The sequence below is a fragment of the Nonomuraea sp. NPDC051191 genome, from assembly GCF_044455665.1.
In the GTDB taxonomy this organism is placed as follows: Bacteria; Actinomycetota; Actinomycetes; order Streptosporangiales; family Streptosporangiaceae; genus Nonomuraea.
On sequence record NZ_JBITEZ010000020.1, the window covers coordinates 53157 to 65192 of the forward strand.

Sequence of the window (12036 nt, forward strand, 5' to 3'; positions counted from 1 at the left end):
CGCGCCCTGGCCGGAAGCCGGTCGGCGACGGCCCCGCCCGGTAAAGGCCCACCTCCACCCGAAATCAGGCGGGCAGGTCGTCGCCCAGCACCATCAGCAGATGCTCGTCGTCGCCGTGCAAGACCGTGCCCGCGTGCCGGAACCCGTGACGTTCCAGCAACCGCACCGAACCGGTGTTGCCCGCGAAGGGGTCGGCGTGCAGGGGCCTGGTCCTCTCCTCCGCCAGGAACAGCCCCAGCGCCGTGGTGCCGACGCCGTGGCCCCAGTGGGAGCGGCCCAGCCAGTAGCCGACGAACCGCCGCCTGCCCTCCCACCAGGACACGATGTTCCCGGCCACCTCCCCGTCGACCGTGACCGCGCGCACCAGGACGGTGGGATCGCCGAGCACCCGGGTGGCCCAGTGGGTCATGAAGGCCGCCCGCTCGCGCGGGACGAACCTGGACCGCCGGACGGCCTCCTCGTCGTGCTCCTGCTCCAGGAACACCTCCAGATCGGCCTCCTGGACGGGCCGCAGCCGCACGTCATCGCTCATGCCCGCCGAGTGTGCCACCAGGCACCGACAGTTCTCCGGCGGCACGCGCGCAAGGCGACCGTTTCCATCACCCAACGTGATCGCCGCCCCGGCCTTGAGCTGCGGACGAGGGATTTTACCTGGCCATCGAGCTTCACGGAGAGTGACATGGGGTAGTCACGGTGCAGAGTCGCCCGCTCGGGCAGGGAGGAGGAGCGCATGACAGGCAGAGCCGTCAGCGAGCCGGGGGCCGTCGTCGAGGTGCCGGCGGCCACGCTCGCGGGCGGCGGTGTCGCGGCCCAGGTCGCGACGGGCCCGGGCACGTTCCCGGGCAGGGCCGCGGGCCGCTGCGGCCATCACGGTCGCCCCGACGTTCACCCCCATGACGCGGGGCAGGCCGCTGTGCGCAGCAGGGCCGCGTACCGCCGGGCCGGGCACGCCAGGCCGTACCTCACCGCGTACGGTCTGGCCGGCCACGGCGGGAGTTCCTTGCCCGGGTCGTGATCCCGAGGCCGGTCCCGCCGCCGATGCTGACTTCCCCAGTCCTCAGCCCCGGCGGCGGGACCTTCTCATGCATCCGCCCGTGTCACCTCCGCCAGCCGCCTGGCCAGGTAGCGGCGCTCGGCCTCGGCGGGGGCCAGGCCGAGCGCCCGCCGGTAGGCGGTGGCGGCCTCGTCCCGGTGTTGCAGGCGGCGCAGCAGGTCGGCCCGGGTGGCGTGCAGCACGTGGTAGTCGCCGAGCGCGCCGGTGGCGGCCAGGCGGTCCACCAGCGCGAGCCCCGCCGCGGGGCCGTCCGCCATGGCGACGGCCACGGCGACGGCCACGGCGCGGTTGAGCTCGACCACGGGGGAGGGCAGCAGCGTGGCCAGCCGCCCGTACAGGACGGCGATCTGCGGCCAGTCGGTCGCGGCGGGCTCGGCCGCGATGGCGGCCTGCACCTGGTACGGCCCGGCCGCCCGCCGGGCCAGTGCCGTCTCCAGCACGAGCAGGCCCTCCTCGATCTCGGCGCGGTTCCACAGCGTGCGGTCCTGCTCCTCCAGCGGCACCGGCGTGCCGTCGCCGGAGGTCCTGGCGGGGCGGCGGGCGTGGTGCAGCAGCATGAGGGCCAGCAGGTCGCCGGTCTCGGGCTCGCCGGGCAGCAGGCCGGCCAGCAGCCGGGCCAGCCGGATCGCCTCCTCACCCGGCCCGCGCGGCCCGACACCGGAACGGACCTCGCTCTCACCCGGCCCGCCGCCGGAGCGCCCCTCGCTCTCGTCCCATGCGGACTGGCCGGAGTAGCCCTCGTTGAACAGCAGGTACAGAACGCCCAGCACGGCCTGGAGACGTTCGGGCAGCAGGTGCGGCGGCGGCACGCGGAAGGGGATGCCGGCCTGGCGGATCCTGCGTTTGGCGCGGACCGGGCGCTGCGACATCGTCGCCTCCGGCACCAGGAACGCCCGCGCGATCTCGGCGGTGCCCAGCCCGGCCAGCGTCCGCAGGATGAGGGCGACCTGCGCGGGCAGCGGCAGCGCCGGATGGCAGCAGGTGAACATCGTCGCGCGGCCAGCGTTCCAGGGCGGCGGCGAAGGCGTCCTGGGCGCACTCCTCGGCCAGGTCCCAGTCGCCGGTGAGCCGGATGAGGGCGGCCACGACCGTGCCCCATTCGGCGCGGAAGACCGCCTCCAGGTCGTTCACGGCTCCAGGACGGGCCTGATCTCGATCGAGCCGTAGCGGGCCACCGGGTGGGCGGCGGCGATCTCGACCGCCTCCCGCATGCCCTCGCACTCGATCAGGGTGAACCCGCCGACCTGGTCCTTGGTCTCGGCGAACGGCCCGTCGGTGAGCAGCACGTCGCCCGCGCGCACGCGCACGGTGGTGGCCTCGACGGCCGGTCGCAGCCCGATGCCGCCCCGGACGACGTCGCGCCCCGCCATCTCCGCGCTCCAGCCGCCGCACCCGTGCAGCGCGATCTCTTCCGGCACGTCGGATTCGTCCAGCCCGATCATGAGCACGTACTTCATGTCCCCGAGGATGGCCAGCACGAGGAGGCGGGCGATGAGACCGGTGTACGCGGGTGCGGCCGTGCAGGTCGCGGCGCCGCCGCAGGAGGTGTTCGCGCTGATCACCGACTGGCCGCGGCATCGCGAATGGATGTTCATGACGTCGGCGCGGCAGGTGGGCGAGCGGCGGGTGGAGGCCTACACCGGGGTGCGGCCGGTGGGGTTCCTGGACACGATGACGATCCTGGTGTGGGAGCCGCCGTCGTACGTGCTGATGGAGCACACCGGGCGGCTGGTGCGCGGCCGGGGCGCGATCCGGGTGCGGCCGTGGCGGGGCGGCAGCCGGGTGATCTGGGCCGAGGAGCTGCTGCTGCCGCTGGGCCCGGCCGGACGGGCGTTGTGGCCGGTGACGCGGCCGATCGTGACGGCCCTGGCCCGGCATTCGCTGCTCCGGCTGGCACGCCTGCTGCCGCCCGGCCCGGACTAGGTGGCGTCGTGGACGACCAGGGCCAGCTGCACCCGGTTGTCCAGGCCCGCCTTGGTCAGGATGCGGGAGATGTACCCCTTGACGGTGCCCACGCTCATGTGCAGCTCGCCGGCGATGACCGCGTTGGGCTTGCCCTGCCCGACCGCGAGCGCCACCTGCCGCTCGCGTGCGCTGAGGGCCGACAGCACGCGGCGGGCCTCGGCGCGCCGCCGGTCGTCCTCCTCGGGCATCAGGTGGGCGATCAGGCTGCGGGTGACGCTGGGCGACAGGCTGGGCTCGCCGGCCATCACCCGCCTGATCGCCTCGACGATGCCCTCGGGAGGGGTGTCCTTGAGCAGGAAGCCGCCGGCTCCGGCGCGCAGCGCCCGCAGGACGTGCTCGTCGGCGTCGAAGGTGGTCAGGATGATGACGTGCGGGGCGCCGGTGCGGGCGCGCAGACGCCGGGTGGCCTCGATGCCGTCGAGGCCGGCCATGCGGATGTCCATCAGCACCACGTCGGGGGCGTGCTCGCCGACGGCGGCCTGGACGTGGGCGCCGTCGGCCACGGCGCCGACCACGCGCAGGTCGGGGGCGCCCTTGAGCATCAGCGTCAGCCCGGTGCGGACGAGCGCGTCGTCGTCGACGATCAGCACCCGGATCGGGCCGGGCACACTCGGCGGCACACTTGGCGGCTCACTCGGCGGCTGGCTCACGGGGCCATGGTAGCCGTGCGGCCAGCCGGAACCCGCCGTCCGCGGCCGGTCCCCGTTCCAGCCGGCCGCCGGCCAGGGTGACGCGTTCCTCCAGTCCGGCCAGCCCGGCTCCGGCGCCGGTGGCGGCCAGCGCCGGAGCCGGCCCGGCGGGCGCGGGGTTGCGCACCTCGACGATCAGCTCCCGGCCGGCGGCGCCGCCGACCTCGACGGTGACGGGACGGCCGGGGGCGTGCTTGCGGGCGTTGGTCAGACCCTCCTGCACGACGCGGTAGGCGGTGCGCCGGGTCGTCTCGGGCACGTCGGCGAAGCGTACGCCGTCCTGGCGCAGGTCCACGCGCATCCCGGCCCGCCGTGACTCCTCCACCAGCGGCGCCAGGGCCGCAGGCGCCGGCGGCGTGGACGGGCTCTGCCGCAGCACCCCGATGACGCCGCGCAGCTCCTGCAACGCCTGGTGGGCGCTGGAGCGGATGACCTCGGCCGCCTCGGCGACCTCACCGGGGGTGGCGGCGGCGTTGAAGCCCAGCGCCCCGGCGTGCACGGCCAGCAGCGACAGCCGGTGGGCCAGCACGTCGTGCATCTCGCGGGCGATGTCCAGGCGTTCGGCACGGCGGGCCTCCTCGGCGCGGCGCCGCTGGTCGGCCTCGGCGCGGCGGGCGCGTTCGGCCAGCGAGGCCAGCAGTTGCCGCCGCGTCCTGGCCAGGATGCCCCAGCCGGTGACCGCCCCGCCGAACAGCACGGCGACCAGCGCCCACACCGGGTACGGCGCCAGCCCCGGCGGCCGCAGCGCGAACCTGGCCAGCGAGGCGGCCACCCACGCCAGCCCGACCGCGACGGCGGCGGGCGGGCGCCGGTGGAGCGCGACCAGGAGCGTGGCGATCCCGGCCGCCACCGACGCGGCGGCCGCCGGCACCGACAGCGCGACGGCGACCAGCCCGGCGGCCACCGGACTGCGGCGGCACCACCACAGCGCCGCGCACGCCGCCGCCCCGCCCGCCACATCCGCCCACAGGTACCAGCCGGGCGTGCCGGGGGTCAGGTCTCCCCCCACCACCGAGACGGCCGCGGCCAGGGCGAGCACGATCCCGCCCGCGGCCGCCGCCCCCTCCCGCCACGACCACCCGCCGACCTGCCCCACCAGCGCCCGTCTCCCCGCCGCCTGCCCGGCCTGATCCTCGCCGCCCGTCTGCGAGCCGCCCGCCCCGAACACCATGGCCGATCGTAGCCCGCGCCCGCCGAGCCGGCCGGCAACCCCGGTCACCGGCCATGACAACCAAAGTCACCTCCGGCTCACGACCGCGGTGGCCACGGACCGGCCGCAAGGCAGCAGCGCCGAGCCCCCGCCGCGGGCGAGCGTGAGGTCATGGTCTCCCTTCGGGCACGCGGCCGGTGGGCCGCGCTTGTGCTGGCCGGGCTCACCCCGGTCCTCGCCGAGCTCACGCTCGGCAATCCGCCGCTGCGCCAGGCGTGGCTGCTGCTGGTGTGGACGCCCATCTACGGCGCCGGCACCCTGCTGATCCGCGACCTGGTACGCCGGGCCGGCCGCGGATGGGGGTCGGTGCTGCTGCTGGGGGCGGCGTACGGGATCGTGGAGGAGGGGCTGGCGCTGCAGGCCCTGACCAGCCCCACCCTGTACGGCGCCGCGGGCTGGGCGCCGCGCGTCCTGGGCCTCAACAGCGCCTACGCCGAGCTCAACATCCCCTACCACGCGGTGTTCAGCGTGGCGCTGCCGATCCTGCTGGCCGACCTGCTGTTCCCGTCGCTGCGCGAGCGCCCCTACCTGGGACGGGCCGGGCTGGCGGCGACGGGCGTGGTGTTCGTCCTGGGCGGGCTGCTGCTGCGCTGGACGGCCACCTTCATGGACCCCGGCTACCTGGCGCCGTGGCCGATGACGGCGGGGCTGCTGCTGGCGGTCGCGGCGCTGGCCGTGCTCGCGCTGCGCGTCCTGCCGCCGACCGCACCCCCGCCCGCCGGGGTTGCGGGCGACGTTCCCGCCCCGGCGGTGGTCGCGGCCGGGGCCGCCGTCGTCGCGTTCGGGTACCTGGCGCTGCTGTTCCCCTTCGGCGGCGCCCGCCATCCGGCCTTCACCCAGGGCGGCTGGGTGGTGGCGCCGATGGTGGCCGCCGCGCTCCTGGCGGTGACGGCCGGGCTGCTGCTCCGGCGGTGGGCGGTGGGCGGCGCCTGGCGGGACCGCCACAGCCTGGCCCTGGCCGGTGGCGCGCTGGCCGGGCACACCGCGTTCGGGGTGCTGGCCAACGCCGAGACGGTCGCCGACCGGGCCGGGCTGGCCGTGCTCGGGCTGGCGGTGGCCGCCCTGCCGGCGCTCCTGGCCCGCCGCAGCCGCTGACCCGGCTGCGCTCAGGAGACGGGCACCGGCGGGTGGGCGTGGCGGCGTACGGCGGCGGCGAACGCGCCGATCAGCGGGTGCGGCCGCCGCCCGTCGCCGGCCAGCTCCGGCTGGAACAGCGTGCCGACGAAGAACGGGTGCCCGGGCAGCTCGGCCACCCGCACCATGCCGTCCTCGGCGTGGCCGGAGAAGACGAGCCCGTGCTCGGCCAGCGTCCGGCGGTAGGCGTCGTTGAGGCCGTAGGAGCAGCTGTAGGCCTCCACGACGGAGGTGGCCCCCATGATTTGCTCGACCCGCGAGCCGGGGGTCAGGCGCACCAGGCCCTCGTGCCCGACCAGCGAGCACGACAGCGGCTCCACCAGGAACGCCTGCGCGGCGCCGGGGGTGTTCTCGGCGTGGGCGACGTCCAGCCCGCACACGTTGCGGCCGTACTCCAGCAGCATGTGCTGGAAACCGCCGCACGTGCCCAGGAACGGGATGCCCAGCTCCCGGGCGGTGCGGGCGGCGTTGACCGCGCCGGCCTCGCTGACGTACGGGCTGCCGGGCACGACCCAGATGCCGTCGAAGCCGCCGAGGTCGTCGGCCTCGGTGCTGGGGATCCAGTAGGGGTCCAGGGCGATGCCGTCACGTTCGCGCAGCGCCTCGATCAGCCGGGGGATGCGGACGTGCGAACGGACACTGGGAGAACGGTCTCCCACCAGGGCGATTCTCATGCCCCCATCGTGGCCCCCACCCCCGCTTAAGCGCCAACGATGATGTCTGCACCTGCTATAAGCATTACTGATGGACCCGAATCTGTTGCGCACCTTCGTGACCGTGGCCCGCCACCGGTCCTTCTCGGCCGCCGCCCACGAGCTCGGCTACACCCAGTCGGCGATCTCCCAGCAGGTCGCGGCGCTGGAGGCCGACCTGGGCCTGCCGCTGCTGAACCGCCGCCCGGTGGAGCCCACCGCGGCCGGCGAACGGCTGCTGGAGCACGCGGCGCCGCTGCTGCTGCGCCTGCGGGCGGCACGCGCCGACGTGTTGCGGGCGGCCGCCCAGCCGGCCCACCACCTGCGCCTGGCCGCCACCCCGCTGGCCGTCAACGCCGTGCTGGCCGAACGGCTGGCCGCCGCGCGCGCGGCCCAGCCGCGCCTGCACGTGGTGGTGCGCACCTGCGGCCGGGAACACCTGGCCGAGCTGCTGGCCGAGGGCGAGGCCGACCTGGGGCTGGCTGATGGCATCGCCGCCCCCAGCGACCCGCTGCGCCTGCCGGAGTCGGGGCCGATGACCACGGTGGGGGTCGGCGAGGAGGACCTGGTGGTGGCGCTGCCGCCGGGCCATCCGCTGGCGGGCAGGCGGGCCCTGCGCCTGGCCGACCTCGTCGACGCCCGCTGGCTGCAGACGCCGCTGTGCCCGTTGCCGCGCCTGCGCGACCTGGCCGGTGACGGCTTCGCCGCCGCGATGGTCTACGAGGGCGACGACGTGCACACCGTGCTCAACCTGGTGGCCGCCGGGCACGGGCTGACGCTGCTGCCGGCCTCGGCCGGGCCGGGGGTGCCGCTGGTGGCGCCACGCCTGGTGCACCGGGTGGAACTGCTGCACGGCACGCTGCCGCCCGGCCCGGCCACCGCCCTGGCCCGGGCGCTGGCCGGCCCGCCGGGCTGACGCCCTCCCCGACGGGCAGACGAGCCGAAGGGCTCAGGCGTGCCAGCCGGTCACGCCGCCCGGCACCGGCGCGGCCGGGTCGTAGGGTTCGCGGGTGAAGACGAACGTGTTGAGGTCGAGGTGGTCGGCGGCCACGCGCAGCGTCTCACCGGCGTAGTAGCCGTCCAGCCCCAGCCACGTCCCGTCGTCCTGGGGCACGAAGCGGGAGGCGCGCCCGCTGCCGTCGACGGGCGCCAGCGACAACCCACGCCCGGGCAGCAGCCGCAGCGCGTACGGCTTGGGCCCCCAGTGCCACAGCCCGGTCAGCGCCAGCAGGGCGGGGTCGGCGGGGGCGGGCTGCCACTCCTCGGGCAGGCGCGGCTCGTGCTCGTCGAGGATGTCGAGCAGGTCGGTGGGCAGGGTGTAGCTCATGCCGCTGGTGGTGTTGGCCATGAACAGCACGCCCACGCCTTGCGCCGGGTCGGCCCACACGGTGGCCAGGAACCCGGGCATGGACCCGGTGTGCCCGGCCAGGCGGCGCCCGCCGGCGCGGGCCAGTTGCAGGCCGAGCCCGTAGCCGGCGGTCCAGGAGTCGCCGTCGGCGACGCCGGCCGGTTCGCGCATCTCGGCCAGCGTGTCGGGCGACAGCACGCCGCCGGTGTCGCCGCCGACGAAGGCGGCCCAGCGGGCCAGGTCGTGCGGGGTGGACCACAGCTGCCCGGCCGGCCCCATGGCCACCGCGTCGTGCTCGGGCTCGGTCAGCACGACGTCGGCCCACGGGTGGACGGCGTAGCCGGTGGCGTGCGGGGCGCGGGGACGGGCGGTGGTGGCGTTCATCTCCAGCGGCGCCAGCACCTCCTGCCGCACGGCCTGCTGCCAGCCGGTGCCGCGCAGCCGGGCCACCAGCTCGCCCAGCAGCGCGAACCCGACGTTGGAGTAGTGGTAGAGGCGGCCGGCCCGGTGCTTGACCTGGTCGGGGCCCACCTGCTTGAGCAGGTCAGGCACGTCGAGGCCGGGGGTGCGCTCCCACCATTCGGTCGGCGGCTCGGCGGTCAGGCCGGAGGTGTGCGACAGCAGCTGGGCGATGGTGGCCTGCCCGGCGGCGGTGCCGGGCACGTGGCGCTCCAGCGGGTCGGTCAGCGCGATCTTGCCCTCGTCGCGCAGCCGCATGACGGCCACGGCCACGATCGACTTGGTGATCGACCCCAGCCGGTACTGGGTGGCCTGGGTCGGCGGTCCGTCGCCGACGCGGCCCCGGCCGCCGAACCACACCGTCCGCCCGTCGCGGACGATCGCCGCCGTCAGCGACGGCACCCTGCACTCGGCCTGCTCGACGGCCAGCCTGCGCAAAAGCGCACGGGCCGTCACCTGTCCCACCTGACTCATGGCGACAGACTAGCGGCGTCGACCCTCCACCCGGTGCGCACCCGTCGGCTCACCCCCGTGGCCCTTTCCCCGGGGCGGCCGGTGGGCGGTCAGTGGGCGGGGGCGCGGTCGAAGGTGTCGAGGATGAGCCGGCTGGCGTCCAGGTCGCGGGCGGTGTGGCCGAGCCGGGGCACCTCGATGGGGCCGGGCCAGGTGTGGCCGCCGCCCTCGACCGTGTACAGGCGCAGCGTGGCCCCCCGAGGGCAGGACGCCCACACGCGCAGCCGGACCCGGGGCTGAGGGCTGGTGGTGGCGGGGGGCGAGCAGTGCTGGGCGGCGGCCCAGGCGTCCATGGTCTGCTCCACGGGCGGCAGCACGACGAGCGCGGCCAGGTTCCTGAGCTCGCCGCCGGTCTCGGGGTGGCCGCCGCCATAGGGGACCAGGCGGTCGGCGGTGCCGTGGAAGGCGACCATCGTGGTGGGGGCGGGGGTGCGGCAGGGCTGGGCGATGGGGATGCCGGCCACGGCGGCCACCCCGCTCAGGCGGCCGTCCAGGGCGCAGACCAGGGAGGCGGCCAGGCCCGCGCCGTAGGACAGGCCGGCGGCGAACTCACGGCCGGGGTGGACGCACTGGCGGCCTTCGACCTCGTCGAGCAGGGCGGCCAGGTAGGCGGCGTCGTCGGGGCCGGCGGTGTGCGGCAGGGTCCAGGCCAGCCGTCCGGGGGCCGATCGGGGGGTGATGACGATGTAGCCGCGTTCGGGGCCGATCCGGGGCAGGCGGCTGTAGGCGGCCTGTTCGGCGGCGTCGGAGCCCAGGCCGTGCAGGTTGAGCAGCACGGGGTGGGGGCCGGGGGAGTCGGGGACGGCCAGCAGGTAGCGGCGGGTCAGGCCGGCGAAGGTGAGCTGGTGGGAGCCGGAGGCGAGCCGGTGCGCAGAGGCGGCGCACCCACGGCTCACCGTGGCCCGCAACCGCTCCCGCGCTCGGCCTTGTGCCTGGGCCGGCGCGGATGCCCGGCCCGGCAGCGAGGTGGAGGCCGGGAACGGCGGCCGGCCGGTGCCCGGCCGGGAGGGGGTCGCGCAGCCGGACGGCAGCACGCCCAGCAGGAGCATCAGCAAGGCCGTGGCGGCGGCGCTCCTGCCCATCTCGCCCCCTTGCGCGTGCCGATGGTCCTACCGCCAGTCTGCCTTGCGCCGCCGGCCGGTACGCGCGCGCCCCGAGGCCGGCCGCCCCCGGGGTGCCTGAGGGGACGGCCGGCCTCGCGGGGGGGGCTGGTCAGCACACGATGAAGATGCTCTTCCAGCCGACGGGGGTGCGCTGCTCGGCGTTGCGGTTGGAGGCCAGCTCGAAGTGCATCACGCCGGTGGCGTTGGGCTGGTTGTACATGCGGCCGCTCTGGCCGTCGCCGTACCACTTGTAGGAGCCGTGGTAGGGGATGTTGGACACGCCGCAGGCGTCCAGGACGACCGAGCGGCCGGTGAAGCCGCGGCCTTCGTAGGCGACGTATTGGGAGGCGTACGCGGCGCCGGCCGAGGCCAGGACGAGACCGGCCGTGATCGCGGGGACGAGAAGGATCTTCTTCAACATGTTCTCCTTCGGGGTTCCTGACGAATGCCTACGGCCAGTCATCGTATGGCAACCCTCCGTGCACGTCGAGGCGTTTTCGCTGATGGCGACGGCAAAGGCCGGCCCAGCACCGTTCGGCGGACCGCAAAACAACAGCCGCTCACCGCCGCGAATGGCTCGGCGGCGATGAGCGGCTGGAAGACGTCCCGGAGCCGGGGGAGCGAGGGGGAGCCGGCGGGAACGGGGGAGCGGTCAGGCCTTGGCGTTCAGGGCGCTGCCCTTCTTCCACTGCGAGAAGGTCATCTGCCAAAAGCCCCAGCCGTTGTTCCACTCCAGCTTGCGGTCGGTGCCGGAGATGTCGACGACGTCGCCGCGCTGGAAGTTGTCGTAGAACCACTTGGCCTGGTCGGGGCGGGAGTTGATGCAGCCGTGGCTGACGTTGCGCGTGCCCTGGGCCCAGACGTTGTCCTTGGCGTGGACGTACTCGCCGGAGTTGGAGATACGCACGGCGTGGTCGATCATCACGTCGTAGTAGCCGGGGTCGCCCTTCTTGCGGCCGGGGGAGATCATGCGCACCGGGTTGCCGCGTTCCATCGTCAGGTGGACGCCGGAGGTCGTGGTGTACTCGCGCGTGGTGGCCATGCCGGCGCTGATGCGCATGGTCTGCACGCGCTTGCCGTCCTTGTAGACGTACATCATGTGGGTCTTGGTGTCGACCTTGCTGATGACCTTGGCGCCGATCTTCAGGTTGGCGGTGTAGTCCTTCACGCCGTACAGGCCCTCGCCGGCCTTGACGCCGGTGATGCGGGCGTTGAGGGTGACCTTCTGGTGGGCGGGCCAGTACTTGGCGGTGCGGTAGATGACGGTGGTGTCGTTGATCCACCGCCAGGCGCCGGTGACGGGCTTCTCCGCCTCCACCTCAAGGGCGCGCTCGATGGCCGCCTTGCCCGTGACGGGCTGGTTGAAGGTGACGATGATCGGCGCGCCGACGCCGAGGGTCTCGCCCTTGGCGTTGGGGGTGACGTCGGCGACCTGCAGCTCCCGCGCGGGCTTGACCGTGGTGAAGGTGCTGGTGGCGTCGGTCGCGCCGGCCTTGGCCGAGACGTTGTAGTTGGTGGAGGGCTTCAACGGCGTCCGCGAGACCCACTTGGTCTTGTCGGCGTTGAACCTGCCCTCGACCGTGTGGCCGCCGCCCTCGACGGTCACCTGCTCCAGCGCGCCGCCGGCGGAGGTGACCACGACCTTCTTGTCGGGGCTGACCTTGGCACTGCCTTCGGCGGGGCTGATGGTGACGGTGGGCGCCTGCGGGGTGGCCACGGTGGTGGCATCGGGCGCCTCGGGCCCGCGCGAGGCGGCGTTGCCGCTCGAGCAGGCCGTCAGGGCCGCCACCGCCAGCAGCGCGAGGCCGGCGGCAGACTTCGTCCATGCGGGCGCAACGTTCAAGACTGTCCTCTCCCCCAGGGCGGCAA

14 protein-coding genes are annotated in these 12036 nt (G+C 75.0%); 4 read left to right on the top strand and 10 right to left on the bottom strand.

Annotation, left to right across the window (positions count from 1 at the left end; genetic code table 11):
* Window positions 1-64: 64 nt before the first annotated feature.
* Window positions 65-532 carry a GNAT family protein gene (locus tag ACIA8R_RS43365; RefSeq protein WP_357699743.1) on the bottom strand — a complete coding sequence of 156 codons (468 nt, stop codon included), beginning with the start codon at window positions 530-532 and terminating at the stop codon, window positions 65-67.
* Between the two features lie 198 nt (window positions 533-730).
* Here ACIA8R_RS43365 and ACIA8R_RS43370 point away from each other — a divergent pair, with 198 nt between their 5' ends.
* Window positions 731-1015 (top strand): hypothetical protein, encoded by a 285-nt coding sequence (locus ACIA8R_RS43370; RefSeq protein WP_357699745.1) that lies wholly within the window; start codon window positions 731-733, stop codon window positions 1013-1015.
* Window positions 1016-1080: 65 nt separating this feature from the next.
* Here ACIA8R_RS43370 and ACIA8R_RS43375 read toward each other — a convergent pair whose 3' ends face one another.
* On the bottom strand, window positions 1081-2043 hold the full coding sequence (locus tag ACIA8R_RS43375) for an RNA polymerase sigma factor (protein ID WP_397043453.1): 963 nt from the start codon (window positions 2041-2043) through the stop codon (window positions 1081-1083).
* A gap of 138 nt (window positions 2044-2181) precedes the next feature.
* Window positions 2182-2511, bottom strand: coding sequence for a YciI family protein (locus ACIA8R_RS43380; RefSeq protein WP_397043455.1), 330 nt, complete (start codon window positions 2509-2511; stop codon window positions 2182-2184).
* 34 nt (window positions 2512-2545) lie between these two features.
* On the opposite strand from ACIA8R_RS43380, the gene ACIA8R_RS43385 reads away from it, so the two are divergent.
* Window positions 2546-2977, top strand: a complete 432-nt coding sequence (locus tag ACIA8R_RS43385) for an SRPBCC family protein (protein ID WP_364088613.1) — start codon at window positions 2546-2548, stop codon at window positions 2975-2977.
* Here ACIA8R_RS43385 and ACIA8R_RS43390 read toward each other — a convergent pair.
* Together ACIA8R_RS43390 and ACIA8R_RS43395 are read right to left on the bottom strand one after the other, a co-directional pair.
* The gene (locus tag ACIA8R_RS43390) at window positions 2974-3669 is read right to left on the bottom strand and encodes a response regulator (protein WP_397043457.1); all 696 of its coding nucleotides are present in this window, start codon (window positions 3667-3669) and stop codon (window positions 2974-2976) included. The two genes, ACIA8R_RS43385 and ACIA8R_RS43390, sit on opposite strands and share 4 nt — an antisense overlap.
* The gene (locus ACIA8R_RS43395) at window positions 3650-4939 is read right to left on the bottom strand and encodes a sensor histidine kinase (RefSeq protein ID WP_397043459.1); all 1290 of its coding nucleotides are present in this window, start codon (window positions 4937-4939) and stop codon (window positions 3650-3652) included. The genes ACIA8R_RS43390 and ACIA8R_RS43395 overlap by 20 nt, the downstream gene beginning before the upstream one ends.
* Before the next feature lie 90 nt (window positions 4940-5029).
* Between ACIA8R_RS43395 and ACIA8R_RS43400 the strand changes: the two genes are divergently transcribed.
* Window positions 5030-6013, top strand: coding sequence for a hypothetical protein (locus ACIA8R_RS43400; RefSeq protein ID WP_364088608.1), 984 nt, complete (start codon window positions 5030-5032; stop codon window positions 6011-6013).
* Window positions 6014-6024: 11 nt separating this feature from the next.
* Here the strand turns inward: ACIA8R_RS43400 and ACIA8R_RS43405 are convergent, their stop codons facing one another.
* A complete protein-coding gene (locus ACIA8R_RS43405) occupies window positions 6025-6726 on the bottom strand; it encodes a hypothetical protein (protein WP_364088606.1) in 702 nt (233 codons plus the stop codon).
* A 70-nt stretch (window positions 6727-6796) separates the two neighbouring features.
* Between ACIA8R_RS43405 and ACIA8R_RS43410 the strand changes: the two genes are divergently transcribed.
* A complete protein-coding gene (locus ACIA8R_RS43410; RefSeq protein ID WP_397043462.1) occupies window positions 6797-7660 on the top strand; it encodes a LysR family transcriptional regulator in 864 nt (287 codons plus the stop codon).
* A gap of 33 nt (window positions 7661-7693) precedes the next feature.
* Here ACIA8R_RS43410 and ACIA8R_RS43415 read toward each other — a convergent pair whose 3' ends face one another.
* From ACIA8R_RS43415 to ACIA8R_RS43430, 4 genes are all read right to left on the bottom strand, one after another.
* Window positions 7694-9025 carry a serine hydrolase domain-containing protein gene (locus ACIA8R_RS43415; RefSeq protein WP_357699763.1) on the bottom strand — a complete coding sequence of 444 codons (1332 nt, stop codon included), beginning with the start codon at window positions 9023-9025 and terminating at the stop codon, window positions 7694-7696.
* Window positions 9026-9114: 89 nt separating this feature from the next.
* On the bottom strand, window positions 9115-10146 hold the full coding sequence (locus tag ACIA8R_RS43420) for an alpha/beta hydrolase family esterase (protein ID WP_397043464.1): 1032 nt from the start codon (window positions 10144-10146) through the stop codon (window positions 9115-9117).
* Window positions 10147-10276: 130 nt separating this feature from the next.
* Window positions 10277-10588, bottom strand: coding sequence for a MiAMP1 family antimicrobial peptide (locus tag ACIA8R_RS43425; RefSeq protein WP_397043465.1), 312 nt, complete (start codon window positions 10586-10588; stop codon window positions 10277-10279).
* 231 nt (window positions 10589-10819) lie between these two features.
* Window positions 10820-12010 (bottom strand): Ig-like domain-containing protein, encoded by a 1191-nt coding sequence (locus tag ACIA8R_RS43430; protein ID WP_397043467.1) that lies wholly within the window; start codon window positions 12008-12010, stop codon window positions 10820-10822.
* Between the last annotated feature and the right edge of the window lie 26 nt (window positions 12011-12036).

Coding starts and splice junctions, on each gene's coding strand:
- ACIA8R_RS43370 (WP_357699745.1), top strand. CDS start 731: ATGACAGGCAGAGCCGTCAGCGAGCCGGGGGCCGTCGTCGAGGTGCCG.
- ACIA8R_RS43420 (WP_397043464.1), bottom strand. CDS start 10,146: ATGGGCAGGAGCGCCGCCGCCACGGCCTTGCTGATGCTCCTGCTGGGC.
- ACIA8R_RS43365 (WP_357699743.1), bottom strand. CDS start 532: ATGAGCGATGACGTGCGGCTGCGGCCCGTCCAGGAGGCCGATCTGGAG.
- ACIA8R_RS43400 (WP_364088608.1), top strand. CDS start 5,030: ATGGTCTCCCTTCGGGCACGCGGCCGGTGGGCCGCGCTTGTGCTGGCC.
- ACIA8R_RS43380 (WP_397043455.1), bottom strand. CDS start 2,511: ATGAAGTACGTGCTCATGATCGGGCTGGACGAATCCGACGTGCCGGAA.
- ACIA8R_RS43385 (WP_364088613.1), top strand. CDS start 2,546: ATGAGACCGGTGTACGCGGGTGCGGCCGTGCAGGTCGCGGCGCCGCCG.
- ACIA8R_RS43410 (WP_397043462.1), top strand. CDS start 6,797: ATGGACCCGAATCTGTTGCGCACCTTCGTGACCGTGGCCCGCCACCGG.
- ACIA8R_RS43415 (WP_357699763.1), bottom strand. CDS start 9,025: ATGAGTCAGGTGGGACAGGTGACGGCCCGTGCGCTTTTGCGCAGGCTG.
- ACIA8R_RS43425 (WP_397043465.1), bottom strand. CDS start 10,588: ATGTTGAAGAAGATCCTTCTCGTCCCCGCGATCACGGCCGGTCTCGTC.
- ACIA8R_RS43375 (WP_397043453.1), bottom strand. CDS start 2,043: ATGTTCACCTGCTGCCATCCGGCGCTGCCGCTGCCCGCGCAGGTCGCC.
- ACIA8R_RS43405 (WP_364088606.1), bottom strand. CDS start 6,726: ATGAGAATCGCCCTGGTGGGAGACCGTTCTCCCAGTGTCCGTTCGCAC.